Annotated in this window: 17 protein-coding genes; 7 read left to right on the top strand and 10 right to left on the bottom strand. The window is 62.9% G+C overall.

Translation table 11 applies throughout. From position 1 onward, the window contains the following. Positions 1-6: 6 nt before the first annotated feature. From rplS to ffh, 8 genes are read right to left on the bottom strand one after another with little or no spacing between them, the layout of a single operon-like run. The gene (gene rplS, locus KFK14_RS08825; RefSeq protein ID WP_070150973.1) at positions 7-375 is read right to left on the bottom strand and encodes a 50S ribosomal protein L19; all 369 of its coding nucleotides are present in this window, start codon (positions 373-375) and stop codon (positions 7-9) included. Continuing rightward, positions 372-1,118, bottom strand: a complete 747-nt coding sequence (gene trmD, locus KFK14_RS08820; RefSeq protein ID WP_212610615.1) for a tRNA (guanosine(37)-N1)-methyltransferase TrmD — start codon at positions 1,116-1,118, stop codon at positions 372-374. The genes rplS and trmD overlap by 4 nt, the downstream gene beginning before the upstream one ends. Continuing rightward, positions 1,115-1,402: a hypothetical protein gene (locus tag KFK14_RS08815; protein ID WP_212610614.1), complete on the bottom strand. Its 288-nt coding sequence runs from the start codon at positions 1,400-1,402 to the stop codon at positions 1,115-1,117. Before KFK14_RS08815 ends, trmD begins: the two co-directional genes overlap by 4 nt. Next, positions 1,399-1,770 carry a type II toxin-antitoxin system VapC family toxin gene (locus KFK14_RS08810; RefSeq protein ID WP_212610613.1) on the bottom strand — a complete coding sequence of 124 codons (372 nt, stop codon included), beginning with the start codon at positions 1,768-1,770 and terminating at the stop codon, positions 1,399-1,401. The genes KFK14_RS08815 and KFK14_RS08810 overlap by 4 nt, the downstream gene beginning before the upstream one ends. Further along, a complete protein-coding gene (locus KFK14_RS08805) occupies positions 1,771-2,058 on the bottom strand; it encodes an AbrB/MazE/SpoVT family DNA-binding domain-containing protein (protein ID WP_212610612.1) in 288 nt (95 codons plus the stop codon). A 30-nt stretch (positions 2,059-2,088) separates the two neighbouring features. Further along, positions 2,089-2,568, bottom strand: a complete 480-nt coding sequence (gene rimM, locus KFK14_RS08800) for a ribosome maturation factor RimM (protein ID WP_212610611.1) — start codon at positions 2,566-2,568, stop codon at positions 2,089-2,091. Between the two features lie 3 nt (positions 2,569-2,571). Beyond that, positions 2,572-3,084 (bottom strand): 30S ribosomal protein S16, encoded by a 513-nt coding sequence (gene rpsP, locus KFK14_RS08795; protein ID WP_070150963.1) that lies wholly within the window; start codon positions 3,082-3,084, stop codon positions 2,572-2,574. 45 nt (positions 3,085-3,129) lie between these two features. Beyond that, complete coding sequence (ffh, locus tag KFK14_RS08790; protein ID WP_212610610.1) at positions 3,130-4,599, bottom strand: signal recognition particle protein; 1,470 nt, start codon at positions 4,597-4,599, stop codon at positions 3,130-3,132. Between the two features lie 284 nt (positions 4,600-4,883). Between ffh and KFK14_RS08785 the strand changes: the two genes are divergently transcribed. From KFK14_RS08785 to KFK14_RS08755, 7 genes are all read left to right on the top strand, one after another. Next, positions 4,884-6,506, top strand: a complete 1,623-nt coding sequence (locus KFK14_RS08785) for a putative bifunctional diguanylate cyclase/phosphodiesterase (RefSeq protein ID WP_212610609.1) — start codon at positions 4,884-4,886, stop codon at positions 6,504-6,506. A gap of 53 nt (positions 6,507-6,559) precedes the next feature. Next, a complete protein-coding gene (gene dapF / locus KFK14_RS08780) occupies positions 6,560-7,363 on the top strand; it encodes a diaminopimelate epimerase (RefSeq protein WP_212610608.1) in 804 nt (267 codons plus the stop codon). 2 nt (positions 7,364-7,365) lie between these two features. Next, positions 7,366-8,676 (top strand): tRNA (N(6)-L-threonylcarbamoyladenosine(37)-C(2))-methylthiotransferase MtaB, encoded by a 1,311-nt coding sequence (gene mtaB / locus KFK14_RS08775; RefSeq protein ID WP_212610607.1) that lies wholly within the window; start codon positions 7,366-7,368, stop codon positions 8,674-8,676. Then, the gene (gene ftsY, locus KFK14_RS08770) at positions 8,673-9,608 is read left to right on the top strand and encodes a signal recognition particle-docking protein FtsY (RefSeq protein ID WP_212610606.1); all 936 of its coding nucleotides are present in this window, start codon (positions 8,673-8,675) and stop codon (positions 9,606-9,608) included. Before mtaB ends, ftsY begins: the two co-directional genes overlap by 4 nt. A gap of 146 nt (positions 9,609-9,754) precedes the next feature. Continuing rightward, positions 9,755-10,399 carry a septation protein IspZ gene (ispZ, locus tag KFK14_RS08765; RefSeq protein WP_212610605.1) on the top strand — a complete coding sequence of 215 codons (645 nt, stop codon included), beginning with the start codon at positions 9,755-9,757 and terminating at the stop codon, positions 10,397-10,399. Positions 10,400-10,700: 301 nt separating this feature from the next. Further along, the gene (locus KFK14_RS08760) at positions 10,701-10,997 is read left to right on the top strand and encodes a hypothetical protein (RefSeq protein WP_212610604.1); all 297 of its coding nucleotides are present in this window, start codon (positions 10,701-10,703) and stop codon (positions 10,995-10,997) included. 75 nt (positions 10,998-11,072) lie between these two features. Then, the gene (locus KFK14_RS08755; protein ID WP_212610603.1) at positions 11,073-11,915 is read left to right on the top strand and encodes a hypothetical protein; all 843 of its coding nucleotides are present in this window, start codon (positions 11,073-11,075) and stop codon (positions 11,913-11,915) included. Between the two features lie 36 nt (positions 11,916-11,951). On the opposite strand, the gene KFK14_RS08750 is transcribed toward KFK14_RS08755, so the two are convergent. Both KFK14_RS08750 and aspS read right to left on the bottom strand, forming a co-directional pair. Beyond that, positions 11,952-12,737, bottom strand: a complete 786-nt coding sequence (locus KFK14_RS08750) for a polyphosphate kinase 2 family protein (protein WP_212610602.1) — start codon at positions 12,735-12,737, stop codon at positions 11,952-11,954. 117 nt (positions 12,738-12,854) lie between these two features. Further along, the gene (gene aspS, locus KFK14_RS08745; protein WP_212610601.1) at positions 12,855-14,636 is read right to left on the bottom strand and encodes an aspartate--tRNA ligase; all 1,782 of its coding nucleotides are present in this window, start codon (positions 14,634-14,636) and stop codon (positions 12,855-12,857) included. Positions 14,637-14,718 lie beyond the last annotated feature (82 nt).

The following is a 14,718-nucleotide window of genomic DNA, read 5'->3' as shown; positions in this document are numbered from 1 at the left end:
TGAAACTTAGTCCTCGCTGCGGGTGTCGCGGCGCTCGGCGATACGTGCGCGCTTGCCGGTGCGGCCGCGCAGATAATAGAGCTTGGCGCGGCGCACGACGCCCTTGCGGACGACAGTGATGCTGTCGATGTTCGGCGAATAGAGAGGGAACACGCGCTCCACGCCCTCGCCGAAGCTGATCTTGCGCACGGTGAAATTGCTGCCCATGCCCTTGTTGGAGCGCGCGATGCATACGCCCTCATAATTCTGGACACGGCTGCGCTCGCCTTCGACGACCTTCACGCCGACGCGAAGCGTGTCACCGGGGCGAAAGTCCGGGATTTCCTTGGCGAGAGCCGCGATATTCTCGGCCTCGATCTGCTGGATGAGGTTCATTCCCTCTTTTCCTTCTTCTGCCGTTGCGCACCAGAGGGCGACTGTCCCCGAACGTCCCCGTGACGCTCCCAAAGGTCCGGCCGCCTTAGCCGAGTATCGTCTTCCGCCTGACGTTGCCGCCATGCCGCGATTTTCGCATGATCCCCCGATCGCAACACTTCAGGGATCGTGCGCCCTTCCCAAAGATTGGGCCGGGTATAGTGCGGATATTCCAGGAGGCCGCTTTCGAAGCTCTCCACATCCCCACTTGAAGGCGCGCCCATTACACCGGGAAGCAGCCTTATGCAAGCGTCCAGCAGCACGATCGCCGCGGTCTCTCCGCCGGACAGAATATAGTCGCCTATCGACAGCGGAACGACAGGCCGCGCATCGAACAGACGCTCGTCCATGCCTTCAAACCGGCCGCACAGGATCGTGACGCCCGGCCCGGCCACAATGTCGCGGACAAGGGCCTGGGTGAGCGGCCGCCCTCTTGGCGTCATGGCGAACACCGGTGCGCCCGGCTGGGCCGCCATCGCGTGATCCACGGCGGCGGCGAGGATGTCCGCCCGCATCACCATGCCAGCCCCGCCGCCCGCCGGCGTGTCGTCGACGGACTTATGCTTGTCCGTGGCGAAATCGCGGATCTGGATCGGGCTGCAGGACCATTTCCCCTCGGCCAGAGCGCGTCCAGCGAGCGATACGCCCAGAGGCCCCGGAAACATCTCCGGGTAAAGCGTCAGGATTTGTGCGGCGAAAGTCATGCCCGGCGTTGTCGGTTACGCAGATGCGCTGCAACGGCTCCGCCTAGCAGGCACAGGGTGCCCATGACGAGCATGCCTATGCCCGTGGCCATCAGCAGATCGGCGAAATTGCCCGCCGGGTTGCGTAGCGCGGGAAGCACAAACAGCAGCGGTGGCGCGAGGACCATGGCGGCGCCCGACACGATCTTCAGTCCGCGATGCCATTTAATGACGTAAAGCCGCCAGCCAATGATGATGTAGGCCGCCATATAGAGCCAAGGGATAACGCCGGAAAGGCTCATCATCGGGTCCAGTTTTCTGTTCGGAGGCCGGGGATATCGGCGAAATCGGCTTCGTTGTTCGTGACCAGGGTCAGGTCGAGCGACAGGGCGTGGGCGGCGATTAGCCGGTCGAAATTGCCTCGCCGGAAGGGAAGCATAGCATAGTGGCGCGCAGCTTGTTCATCGAATGGGACGACGGCCACCTCCTCCAGAAAACCGGCCATAACATCCGGAGAAGGTGGCTTGCCACGCGCGATGCCCAAGGAAACCTCTGCGAAAGCAATTGCCGACAGGGCAAGATCGCCCTCATTGCAATCCGCGAAACGCGCTAGCACGCGCGGATGACCCGTCAACGCAAAGATGACGGCATTGGCGTCGAGCAGATAGCGCACTTAGGCCTTATCCGCCCATCCTTGCCAATCCGGATCATCCCAGACGCGCGGAGAGTCATCGTCCAGTTCACGCTCCTTGCGCGTCAGCGGCTTAAGCCAAGGCGCCTTCCCCGCGAATTTGCTGACGTCGATCTTGCGCTTAGGCGCGTCGATAGGCTCGAAGATAAATTTGCCGTGATCCTCGCGCACCATCATTTCGGCCCCTTCGTTAAGACCGAGCGCCTTGGGCAAGCGCAAGGCAAGGCTGTTGCCCGACTTGAACACCTTGGCCCGATATTCCTCGCTCATGCGCGCCTCCGTATATACGAGATGTATATACTATGCGATGAACAGAGCGTCAATCACCGCCTGCGCTTCGCCGATTTCCGCCGCCTTGATAGGCGCCATGAAACGCTTGCCGGTGGGCCGTTCGATTTCGATGATGTCGCCCGCGCCGAAATTCTCGACCGCGACGATGGAGCCAAGCGCCTCGCCCTCGCTGGAAACGCAGGGCAGCCCGATCAGGTCGACATGGTAATATTCGCCCTCGGCAAGGGGCGGCAGGGCGCTGCGGAGGACAGTAAGCGTCACGCCGCGCAGCCCCTCGGCAGCCGTGCGATCCTTGATCTCGGCAAAACGCGCCACAGCGCCGTTCGGACCGGGACGGATCGATTTGAGCGTCAACGTACCGCCCGGAATGTCAAGGCTCTTGTAGAGCTTCAGACTTTCCGGGCCATCACCGAACAGTTTGAGCCGGACATCCCCCGCCACGCCGTGCGCGCCGATAATAGCGGCAAGCGTGACAGGAGCGTCGCGCAAGGCTTAGCCCTCGGCCTTCTCGTCAGCCGGCGCTTCTTCAGCCGCGGCTTCTTCGGCGGGCGCTTCGGCAGCGGCCTCAGGCGCAGCTTCCTCAGCTACAGGCTCGGCTTCTTCAACGGCCGGAGCAGCGGCAGCTTCCGCCTCAGCCGCGGCAGCGGCCTTTGCAGCCTCCTCGGCCTCGGCCAGCTTCGTCGCGCGATCTTCGGCGCGATCCTTGGCCTTCTGACCCGGCTCAGCCTTGTTCGGGTTGTTGCGGGCGGCGCGCTCCTTGATTCCGGCGGCGTCCAGAAAGCGGGCGACGCGATCGGTCGGCTGCGCGCCAACGGCGATCCAGTGCTTCGCGCGCTCGACGTCCAGAATGATGCGCTTCTCGTCACCCTTGGCGAGCAGCGGGTTGTAGCTGCCGATACGCTCGATGAACTTGCCGTCGCGGGGCGAGCGGCTGTCGGTCACGACGATCTTGTAATAAGGGCGCTTCTTGGAGCCGCCGCGCGACAGACGAATGGAAGTTGCCATATAACCTAACCTTACCTTTCTTGAACCAATACAATATGTTGAAATCTATTTCTTCATGAATTTCTCAAAACCCGGAGGCAGGTTGGGCATGCCGCCGCCACCGGGAAGTCCCGGAAGGCCGCCGCCCATTCCACCAGCGCCCATGTCGCTGCCTCCGCCCAGAAGGCCGCCCATGCCGCCGCCTCCGAAAAGCTTGCCCAGCCCCTTCAATCCGCCCATCTTGCGAATCTTCTTCATCGCCGTTTCCATTTCCTGGTGCATCTTGAGGAGGCGGTTGACCTCCTGGACCGTGGTGCCGGACCCTTTGGCGATGCGGATTTTCCGCTTGGCGTTAATGAGCGCGGGCCGTTCCCGCTCCTTGGGCGTCATCGACCCGATCATCGCGTCGAGATGGATCAGCGTCTTGTCGTTGGCGCCGCTGGACGCCATCGCCGCCTGCGCTTTCTTGAGGCCAGGGATCATGCCCGCCAGCGCGCCAAGGCCGCCCATCCGGCGCATCTGGGCCAGTTGAGAGCGCAGGTCGTTGAGATCGAACTGCCCCTTCGCCATTTTCTTGGCGAGCTTGTCGGCTTCCTCGGCGTCGATGCTCTCCGCCGCCTTCTCGACCAGGCTGACGACGTCGCCCATGCCAAGGATGCGGTTGGCGACGCGGCCGGGGTGAAACGGCTCGATCGCGTCAAGCTTTTCGCCGACGCCCGCAAATTTAATGGGCTGGCCAGTGACAGCGCGCATCGACAGCGCCGCACCGCCGCGGGCATCGCCGTCCATACGGGTAAGCACAACGCCGGTCAGCGGCACCTGCTCTGTGAAGCTTTTGGCGACATTGACGGCATCCTGGCCGGTCAGCGAGTCGACGACGAGCAGGATTTCATGCGGATTGGCGATCTCCGCCACCGCCTTCATCTCATCCATCAGCGCCTGATCGACATGCAGGCGGCCTGCGGTGTCGAGCATGACGACGTCGAAACCCTGCAGCTTCGCGGACTGAAGCGCGCGGCGGGCGATATCGACCGGCTGCTGGCCCGGCACGATCGGCAGGGTCGCGACATCGGTCTGCGTACCAAGGACGGCAAGCTGTTCCTGCGCAGCCGGGCGCTGGACGTCGAGCGACGCCATCAGCACCTTCTTGCGGCTCTTGTCCTTAAGCCGCTTGGCGATCTTGGCCGTGCTGGTGGTCTTGCCCGAACCCTGCAGGCCGACCATCATGATGACGGCAGGCGGCGCGACATCGATCAGAAGCTCGGACGTTTCCGACCCCAGCACCTCGGTAAGCGTATCGCTGACGATCTTGACGACCTGCTGACCCGGCGTGACCGAGCGCAGGACATTGTGACCCACCGCCTGCTCGGTAGCCTTATCGACAAAGTCCCGAACGACCGGCAGGGCGACGTCCGCCTCCAGCAAGGCGATGCGCACCTCGCGCATCGCGGCGCGGACATCATCCTCCGTGAGCGCGCCGCGCCCCCGGAGTTTTTCGAATACGCCGCCCAGACGATCGCTGAGAGAGTCGAACATCAGCACCTCAAAACGCCGGAAACCCGGCAGAAATCCAAACTTTCCCCTGAACGACAAACGCGCCGGTGGGCGAAACCTCGCCAACCAGCGCCTATCCGAGGACCATATTGCGGCCCGAAGGATGATTCAGGACATCAGCGAACAGGCCGCCAATGATCCCGCGCCCATAGAGCAGACTCCTTTCCAGCGCAAGCACATCGGAAGGAAACGGGGTTTACCGCTTTTCAACCCTTCTTCGCGATAAGGAGGCTCGACAGGGCAGCGAAGAAAGACAGTGCCGGAAAATGGCTGAAAAGCGCCCCTACCTGACTGCGCATAATGATGTGCTGACCGGCGGCATTGTGCTGGCCGCCACGATCCTGTTCGTGTCGACAGGCGGCAGCGCCATTTCCGACGTGATCAAGAGCCTGGCCGGCATGGGCGCCGGGGTTGAGCAGCTTCTGACCACGGCCCTGCTGCTGAACGTAGCGCTGATCCTGTTCGGTTATCGCCGCTATCGCGACCTGAAGATCGAGGTCCGGCACCGCGCGGCAGCCGAAGAACGGGCGCAGCAACTGGCCGGCACCGATCCGCTCACCGGATTCTATAATCGCCGCAAGTTCGAGGAAGAAGGCGCGGCGCTGATCGCCCGCATGCAGATAAAGGGCAAGGCCGTCGCCCTGATGATGCTCGACCTCGACCATTTCAAGACCGTCAACGACATTCATGGCCATGCCGCAGGCGACACCATGCTGAAGGCGGTTGCAGAACGGATCACCGCGCATGTGCCGCCAGAAACCATCTCCGCCCGACTTGGGGGTGACGAGTTCGCCTGCGCCTGCGCCTTCGAACCGGGCGAACCCGGCGAGATGGAGAGTGTGGCCGACGCGCTGGTCAACGCGATCAAGGAGCCGGTCACGCACCAGAATGGCGAATTGAGCGTCAGCACTTCGCTTGGCATCGCCCGGTCGGATCGCGACGGCGATACGATGGACACATTGCTGCGCCGGGCGGACATTGCGATGTATGCGGCCAAGAATGCAGGGCGTAACCGGCATTTCTGGTTTTCCGGCACAATGGAGGATGAGCTTTTCCGCCGGAACGCTGTTGAGGCGGGAATGCGGCAGGGCATCGCAGCGGGCGAGTTCGTTCCCTATTATGAGCAGCAGGTGGACCTGAACACCGGTAAGCTGCTCGGCTTTGAAATGCTCGCCCGGTGGGAAAGCCCCGCGCTGGGCCTTGTCGCCCCAGACGATTTCATTCCGATAGCCGAGGAAACCGGCATGATCGGATCGCTGTCCTTCGCGGTGATGCGCCGCGCCTTTACGGATGCGCGAGACTGGGACCCGTCACTCACATTATCGGTCAATATCTCTCCTTCGCAGCTCCGCGATCCCTGGCTGAGCCAGAAATTGCTGAAATTGCTGACCGAGACCGGTTTCCCGCCGAGCAGGCTGGAGATCGAGATTACCGAAACCTCGCTTTACGACAATCTGGGCCTGGCCCAGACGATCATTGCGAGCCTGAAAAATCAGGGTATTCGCGTGGCGCTCGACGATTTCGGTACGGGGTACAGTTCGCTCGCCCATCTGCGCGCCCTGCCCTTCGACCGGATCAAGATCGACCGCAGCTTCGTCACATCGATGATGGGTAATGCCGAGAGCGCCGCTATCGTGCAGGCGATCACCCGGCTGGGGGACAGCCTTGGCCTGCCGGTCACCGCCGAGGGCATAGAGAGCAAGGATATCGAGCAGCGGCTGCTTTCGCTTGGCCTTGCAAAGGGACAGGGCTGGCATTTCGGCAAGCCGATGACCGTGGAGGCGGCGCGATCGCTACTGGCCGCGCATAAGATGCTGGCGGCGGAAGAAGAAGCCCTGCCGCTGCCTGATGAGGCGGACACGGCGAAAACCGCAGCGCCCGGCCGCTGAAAACAGTGCGGCCGCTGTGGACAGCAAGGCGGCGCACCACTACATCGCGCGGCATGAACGGCCGCTTTTCCAAGATGCATGGGTTGGGCAACGACTTTGTCGTCATCGACGCGCGTGAAGCCCCCCTGCCCATGTCCGCCGGCCGCGCGCAGGCGATTGCCGACCGGCATGCCGGGATCGGGTGCGACCAGCTCATCCTGATCGAGCCATCGGACGCCGCCGACGTGCGGATGCGGATATTCAATGCGGACGGCAGCGAGGTAGAGGCGTGCGGCAACGCCACGCGGTGCATCCCGCTGTTCCTTGGGCAGGATGTCCTGATCGAAACAAAGGCGGGATTGCTCAACGCTCGTCTGGCCGAAGGTGGCGCGGTGGTCGATATGGGCCAGCCGCATTTCGAATGGGACCGGATACCGCTGGCCTATGCGATGGACACGCTGACCATGCCGGTCGGGTGGGAGCATCTGGACGCGCCCTCCGCCGTCAATATCGGCAATCCGCATGTCGTCTTTTTCGGCGGCGCGATAGAAATGGACGAAGCGGCGCGGCTGGGCGCGATGATCGAGACCGACCCGATTTTCCCGGAGCGGGTCAATGTCAATTTCGCGCAAATCCTCTCCCCCTCGCATATCCGCCTGATCGTGTGGGAGCGCGGCGCCGGGTTGACGCGGGCCTGCGGCACCGGCGCATGCGCGACGGCGGTCGCGGCGATCCGCCGGGGGCTGGCCAAGGGGCCGGTGACGGTATCGCTGCCGGGCGGCGACCTGATGATCGACTGGACGCCGGGCGGATCGATCCTGATGACCGGTCCCGCCACCCATGTCTTTGACGGCGAGGCCGACTGGGAGCGGTTCTAGGCGTGGCCGGGCCGGACCTCATCACGCTGGGCTGCCGCCTCAACATCGCCGAAAGCGAGGCGATACGCACGCTTGCCAAGGATCAGGACGATCTGGTCATCATCAATAGCTGCGCTGTGACGGCCGAGGCGGTGCGGCGCACGCGGCAGGCCATCCGGCGGACGCACCGGGCAAGGCCGGACGCGCGGATCGTGGTGACGGGGTGCGCGGCGCAGACCGACCCCGCCATGTTCGCGGCGATGCCGGAGGTCGCGCAGGTGCTGGGCAACCGGGAGAAGATGGAGGCCGAACATTATTTATCATCCCAGCGGAAGCTGGGATCTCCTGCCTCCGGCAGCACCCTGGCTCCTGAGATCCCAACCTTCGCTGGGATGACGGAAAAGGTAAAAGTCTCCGATATCATGGCGGTGCGAGAGACGGCGCCGCAGCTTGCCAGCGCCTTTGCCGAACATGCGCGGGCCTTTGTGGAGGTGCAGAATGGCTGCGATCACCGCTGCACTTTCTGCATCATTCCCTACGGCCGGGGGAACAGCCGCTCTGCGCCTGCGGGGGCCGTGAATGCGACGGTGAATGCGATGGTGTCGCAGGGTTTTCGCGAGATCGTGCTGACCGGCGTGGACGTCACATCCTACGGACCAGATTTGCCCGGAAATCAAAAACTTGGAACCCTTATCCAACGGATTTTCCAACAGGTTCCCAACCTGCCCCGGCTGCGCCTTTCCTCGATCGACAGCGTTGAGATTGACGACACGCTTTTCGACCTGATCTGCAACGAGCCGCGGCTGATGCCGCACCTGCACCTTTCACTGCAGTCGGGCGACGACATGATCCTGAAACGGATGAAGCGCCGCCACAGCCGCGCCGACGCCATCCGCATCGTCGAGACGATCAAGGCGAAGCGGCCGGAGGTGACGATCGGCGCGGACATCATCGCCGGTTTCCCTACCGAAACGGAGGCGATGTTCGAGAACAGCCTGAAGCTAGTCGAGGAATGCGATATCGTCCACGGCCATATCTTCCCCTATTCGCCACGGGAAGGGACGCCCGCCGCGCGCATGCCGCAGGTGGAGCACGCCGCCATCAAGGACCGCGCGAAAAGACTGCGCCTTGCCTGCGAGGCGCGGCGCGAGACGTGGCTGAAAAGCCTGATCGGATCGACGCAGAGCGTGCTGGTGGAGCGCGACGGGCTGAACGGCCATGCGGAGAATTTCGCGCCGGTGCGCTTCCGGTCCCCCATGCGCCCTGCCGAAATCCACAAAGCGGCCATCGTGGCGCTTGAGAATGGCGTGCTGATCGCGCAAGAGGCGGCATGAGTTCCACACCATCCTGGCGCGAACGGCTGTTCGGCGGCCTGAAACGCACGTCGGACCGGCTCGGCGACAATCTGACCGGCCTTTTCACCAAGGCGGCGCTCGACGACCAGACGCTCGACGAGATCGAGGAGGCGCTGATCGTCAGCGACCTTGGACCCGCCATGGCCGTGCGCATCCGCGAGCGGCTGGCCGAGGGCAGGTTCAACAAGGAACTGACCGAGGAATATCTGCGCGAGATCATCGCGGAGGAGATTGAGAAGGTCCTGGCCCCGGTTGCGCGGGAGTTGGAGATCGAGGCATTCCCGCGGCCCCAGGTCATCCTGGTGATCGGCGTCAACGGATCGGGCAAGACGACCACCATCGCCAAGCTCGCCAACCTGTTCCTGGAGCAGGATTATGGCGTGATGCTGGCGGCGGGCGACACGTTCCGCGCCGCCGCCATCGGGCAGCTCAAGATATGGGCCGAGCGGCTGGGCGTGCCGATCGTATCGGGCAAGGAAGGCGGCGACGCGGCGGGCGTGGTGTTCGAGGCCGTGAAGCAGGCGACCGAGACCGGCATCGACGTGCTGATCGTCGACACGGCCGGGCGGCTGCAGAACAAACGCGAGCTGATGGACGAGCTGGACAAGATCCGGCGCGTGCTGGGCCGCCTCAACCCGGCAGCGCCACATGACGTGGTGCTGGTGCTGGACGCCACCACCGGCCAGAATGCGCTGAGCCAGATCGAAGTGTTTCAGGATGTGGCGAAGGTCACCGGCCTGGTCATGACCAAGCTGGACGGCACGGCGCGCGGCGGCATATTGGTGGCGGCGGCGGAGAAATACCGCCTGCCCATCCATGCCATCGGCGTCGGCGAGAAGATCGAGGACCTGCGGCCTTTCGATCCCGGCGACATGGCGAAGGCGATAGCGGGGACGGCCTATGCGCGGTGAATATGGTTATTCCCGCCAGCCTTTAGGGAGGGTGATCATTCAACCTCCGTTCGGGCTGAGCTTATCGAAGCCTTCGCCTGAGCGCAGCGAAGGCTTCACTTCGTTCAGCCGCCCCTTCGACTTCGCTCAGGGCGAACGGAGATAATATGATCGATCCTACGCCACAGTCATCAGCGTCCGCTTCCACAAAACCCGCCCATTCCGGCACGCTGAGCCTGGCGCTCGATTTCGGGCCTTTGCTGGTGTTCTTCGTCGCCTACAAGATGCTGGGCGTCATCATGGGCACGGCCGCATTCATGGCGGCCATCGCGCTGGCCGTGATCGTGTCGATCTGGAAGCTTGGCCGGGTCTCGCCGATGCTTTGGCTGTCTGCGGTCCTCGTCCTGTTCTTCGGGTCGCTCACCATTTATTTCCATGACGAGCGGTTCATCCAGATCAAGCCGACGATCATCTACAGCTTCTTCGCGCTGATGCTGTTTGCGGGGCTGCTGCGCGGCAAGCCGCTGCTGAAATATCTCCTGCAGGCAGCCTATGATGGATTGTCCGAGGAGGGATGGAAAAAGCTGTCGCGCAACTGGGCCTACTTCTTCGTCTTTATGGCGGCACTGAATGAAGCGATGCGGGCGACGCTAAGCTTCGATACATGGCTGTCGCTGAAAGTATGGGGTGTGACGGCGATATCCTTCATATTCGCGGCGTCCAACATCCCGATGCTGATGCGGCACGGCATGAATATTGGCGAGAAGGTGGACACCGATGAGGTCGGGGGCACCGCGCCGCCGCAGGGGTGACGAGAGCCGATCCCAGATAGCGGAAACATTTCCTATCCATATCAATACCCTATCATTTACCCACAGGCAGGCGCGCGAAAGCGGGAACTTTTCGCTGTCAGAACGATTGATCCGCCCAAGGCGCGTGGGGTCCCTGCTTCACAGGCGACGGGTGCTGGGTGGATGATTTCCCGCCTGCCAAGTCCCCTTCTCCATCCGTCTTACGGCCGCCACGGCTGGGCAAAATTGGATTGTTACGGTCGCGTTGCTGGGATTGAGACTGCCGGTCACACACAGGTTCATCACACAAAAGGAGAGTTCAATGTTCCTATCGCTCAAAAAAGTCGCACCGGTCGCTGTGATCCTCATCGGGTCCGTTGGACTGAGTGGCTGCGCAACCAAGGGATATGTGAACGAGCAGATCGCCACGGTTAACCAGCGCATCGACGCGCTCGACACCCGTCTGCAGGGCACGGACGCCACGGCGAAGCAGGCTCTGGCCGAAGCGCAGTCCGCATCCGGCCAGGCCCAGCAGAATTCGGCCCGTCTGGACCAGCTCAATTCCCGCGTAGACGGCGTTGAGCAGCAGCTTCAGCAGAAGCGGAAACCGCGCAACTGATGCCATCGGCCAATAATCCGATACACATCAACAGTCCTTTCCACCGGTCAGGGGATCATTCGGACTCGTGAATCGATGATCTCTGCCCGGTGGGCGCTTGTTGGACTTACCCTGTTCACGCCTGTTTCGATGCAGGCGGCGAACGCCGTTCGTGCGCCGTCAGCCGCCGCAGCCAAACCGGCTGCGAAAAAGGCTGCGGCCACGAATAAGGCTCCGGCGAAAAAACCTCCCGCGAAAAAGGCCGCTCCGAAAAGGCAGGCTGCTGCGGCGCCGGCTGCCGTGAAGGCCGAGCCGTTCGTACCCGATGTCGCGCCATCGGATGCGGTGCTTCGCGTGTCCGACTGGGTTGCCCAGTCCAAGGACAACGGCCCCCTTCCCTACGCCATCATCGACAAGAATGCGGCCCGGCTCTACCTGTTCAACTCGAAGGGCGAGATGCGGGGCGACGCCGCCATATTGCTGGGCATCGCTGCCGGCGACGATGCGTCGCCCGGCGTTGGCGGCAAGACGCTCGCGGCGTTGGGACCAGCGGAGAAAACAACGCCAGCGGGCCGCTTCATTGCCAAATATGGCGTCGCCGCCGGGGGCGTGAAGGTGCTCTGGGTCGATTACAGCACCTCGGTCGCCATCCATCCGCTGGTGAAGGGCACCAAGGCGGAACGGCGGGCGGAGCGGCTCTATTCGCCCGAAACCGACGACAACCGGATCAGCTTCGGATGCATCAACGTGCCGCCGACATTCTATGCCCAGAAGGTCCGGCCGTTTTTCCGGCGAAAGGGCGGCGTCGTCTATATCCTGCCCGACACCAAGACGATGGAGGATGTGTTTCCCCGCCTGCACGTCTTTCCCTTTGTAAGCCGGGCCAATCCCGCCGCGCCCGCGGCGCAGGAGGCTTCCGCTCCATCGGTTCAGCCCTAGGCCACCGCCTGACCCTAAGTTGCGCCTGGCCCTGAGCTACGCCTGAGGCGTGTAGCCGAAAGCCTCCCGCGCGAGCTTCACCACCTCCGGGTCGGCATCCGGCATATCCGTCGGCACAAGCTTTTCCAGCGTTTCGGCGACATAGGTCAGCGCCTCTATCCGCGCGGCCTTGCGATGGTTGCCGTCAATCACCTTCCACGGCGCCCAGCGGGTGTCGGTATGCTTGAACATGGATTTCAGCGCATCGAGATAGTCCGCGCGACGCGACCGGTTGCGGTAATCGTCCTTGCCAGTCTTCCACCGCTTCCACGGAGTGTCGAGGCGTTCGGCAAGCTGCTTGTCCTGCACTTCCTGCGTCACATGGACAAACAGCTTTACGAGGTTGGTGCCCGCATCGATCTGCTGCGCCTCGAACGCGTTGATCTCGTCATAGGCGCGCTTCCATTCCTTCTCGGAACAGAAGCCTTCGACGCGCTCGACCAGAACGCGGCCGTACCAGCTCCGGTCGAACACGGCGATGTCCTGCCCGGCGGGCAGCTTCGTCCAGAAGCGCCAGAGGAAATGGTGATCCAGTTCCTCCTTGGTCGGGGCGGAGATCGGCCACACGTCATAATAGCGCGGGTCCCAGTCAGCGGTCATCCGCTTGATGATGCCGCCCTTGCCCGCCGCGTCCCAGCCTTCGAACAGGATGACGCTGCGCTTGTTGTGGACGATGTGCGCCACCTGGAGCTTGGCGAGGCGCTCCTGAAGCGCGGCAAGATCGGCGTCGTAATCACCGTGATATTTCCTGCCGTCTTCATAATCTTCAAGCTTGATGGTCATCCGGTTCCAGTTCCCCGTTCGGGCTGAGCGAAGTCGAAGCCCTCTACTGAGCGACAGCGAAGTGCCTCACTATGTTCGGCTGAGCCCTTCGACAAGCTCAGGGCGAACGGAGGTAGGTTAACCTTTCGATGGCTCCACGACGCGCATGTGCAGTTCGCGGAGCTGCTTGTGTTCGGCCGGAGACGGCGCGCCCATCAGCAGGTCTTCGGCGCGCTGGTTCATCGGGAACAGCGTCACTTCACGCAGGTTCTGCGCGCCGCAGAGCAGCATGACGATGCGATCGACGCCAGCGGCCATGCCGCCATGCGGCGGGGCGCCATATTGGAATGCGCGGTAAAGGCCGCCGAAGCGCTCCTCCACATCCGCCTTGCTGAGACCGACAAGTTCGAACGCCTTGACCATCAGTTCGGGCGACTGGTTGCGGATGGAGCCTGACGCGATCTCAAAGCCGTTGCAGACCATGTCATATTGGAACGCCTTGATCGCAACGGGATCGGTCCCGTTCAGCGCATCCATGCCCCCCTGCGGCATCGAGAAGGGGTTGTGGGCGAAGTCCAGCTTCTTCTCATCCTCATCCCATTCATAGAAGGGGAAATCGACGATCCAGCACAGGTCGAACCGGTCCTTGTCGATCAGGTCGAGCTGCTCGCCGACGCGGATGCGGGCAAGACCAGCAAGCTTGGCCGCCTGCCCTTCCTTGCCGGCGGCGAAGAACACGCCGTCATTGGGGCCAAGGCCAAGCGCCGCGATCAGCTTCGCCGTGGCCTCCTCGCCATGATTCTTGGCGATGGGGCCGCCGGGGACGCCATCCTTGATGTTGATATAGCCAAGGCCGGAATAGCCCTCACCCCGCGCCCAGTTGTTCATGTCGTCGAAGAATTTGCGGCTGCCCGCGCCCGCGCCGGGTGCCGGGATCGCGCGGATGACACTGCCGCTTTCCACGAGGCTCGCGAAGATGCCGAAGCCGGAGCCGTGGAAATGGTCGGTCACGTCGACAATCTCTATGGGGTTGCGCAGATCGGGCTTGTCGCTGCCATATTTCAGCAGCGCCTCGGCATAGGGGATGCGCGGGAAGCTGCCAGCCGGGGTCACGGGCTTGCCATCGGCGAACGCTTCGAACACCTGGGCGATCACCGGCTCCATCGTGTTCCAGACGTCTTCCTGCGTGACGAAGCTCATTTCCAGGTCAAGCTGGTAGAATTCGCCCGGCAGGCGGTCTGCGCGCGGGTCCTCGTCGCGGAAGCAGGGGGCGATCTGGAAATAGCGGTCGAAACCCGCGACCATCAGCAATTGCTTATATTGCTGCGGCGCCTGCGGCAGAGCGTAGAATTTGCCCGGATGGATGCGGCTGGGCACCAGGAAATCGCGCGCGCCCTCCGGCGAGGAGGCGGTGAGGATCGGCGTCGAATATTCGGTAAAGCCCTGCCCTTCCATGCGACGGCGCATGTCGGAGATGATCTGCGTGCGCTTGACGATATTGGCGTGGAGGGTTTCCCGGCGCAGATCGAGGAAGCGATAGCGCAAGCGGATATCCTCCGGATATTCCTGCTCGCCCGCAACCGGCAGCGGCAGGTCGGCGGCGGCGGAAAGGACCACGGCGTCGTCGGCGCGGATTTCGATCTCGCCGGTGGGAAGGTTGGGGTTCACCGCCTCCTTCGCGCGGGCGACGACGCGGCCGGTGATCGTCACGACGCTTTCGGCGCGGAGGGATTCGATGACCTTGAATACGGGGCCGTCCACCTCCGTCACGATCTGCACCATGCCATAATGATCGCGCAGGTCGATGAATACGAGATCGCCATGATCGCGCTTGCGATGCACCCAGCCGGAGACGCGGACGGTCTCACCGACATTGGCGGTCCGCAGTTCAGCGCATTTATGGGTGCGATAGGCGTGCATGGCGTTCTGTTCTTCCAAACTGCATTTTACGGATAGGACAATCCCCGCTGGCGGGTTATGGGCATCAGGGTCTGCAACGACC

This window comes from Sphingobium phenoxybenzoativorans (genome assembly GCF_018286635.1).
Lineage (GTDB): Bacteria > Pseudomonadota > Alphaproteobacteria > Sphingomonadales > Sphingomonadaceae > Sphingobium > Sphingobium phenoxybenzoativorans.
This window is presented reverse-complemented; position numbering and strand designations above follow the sequence as displayed.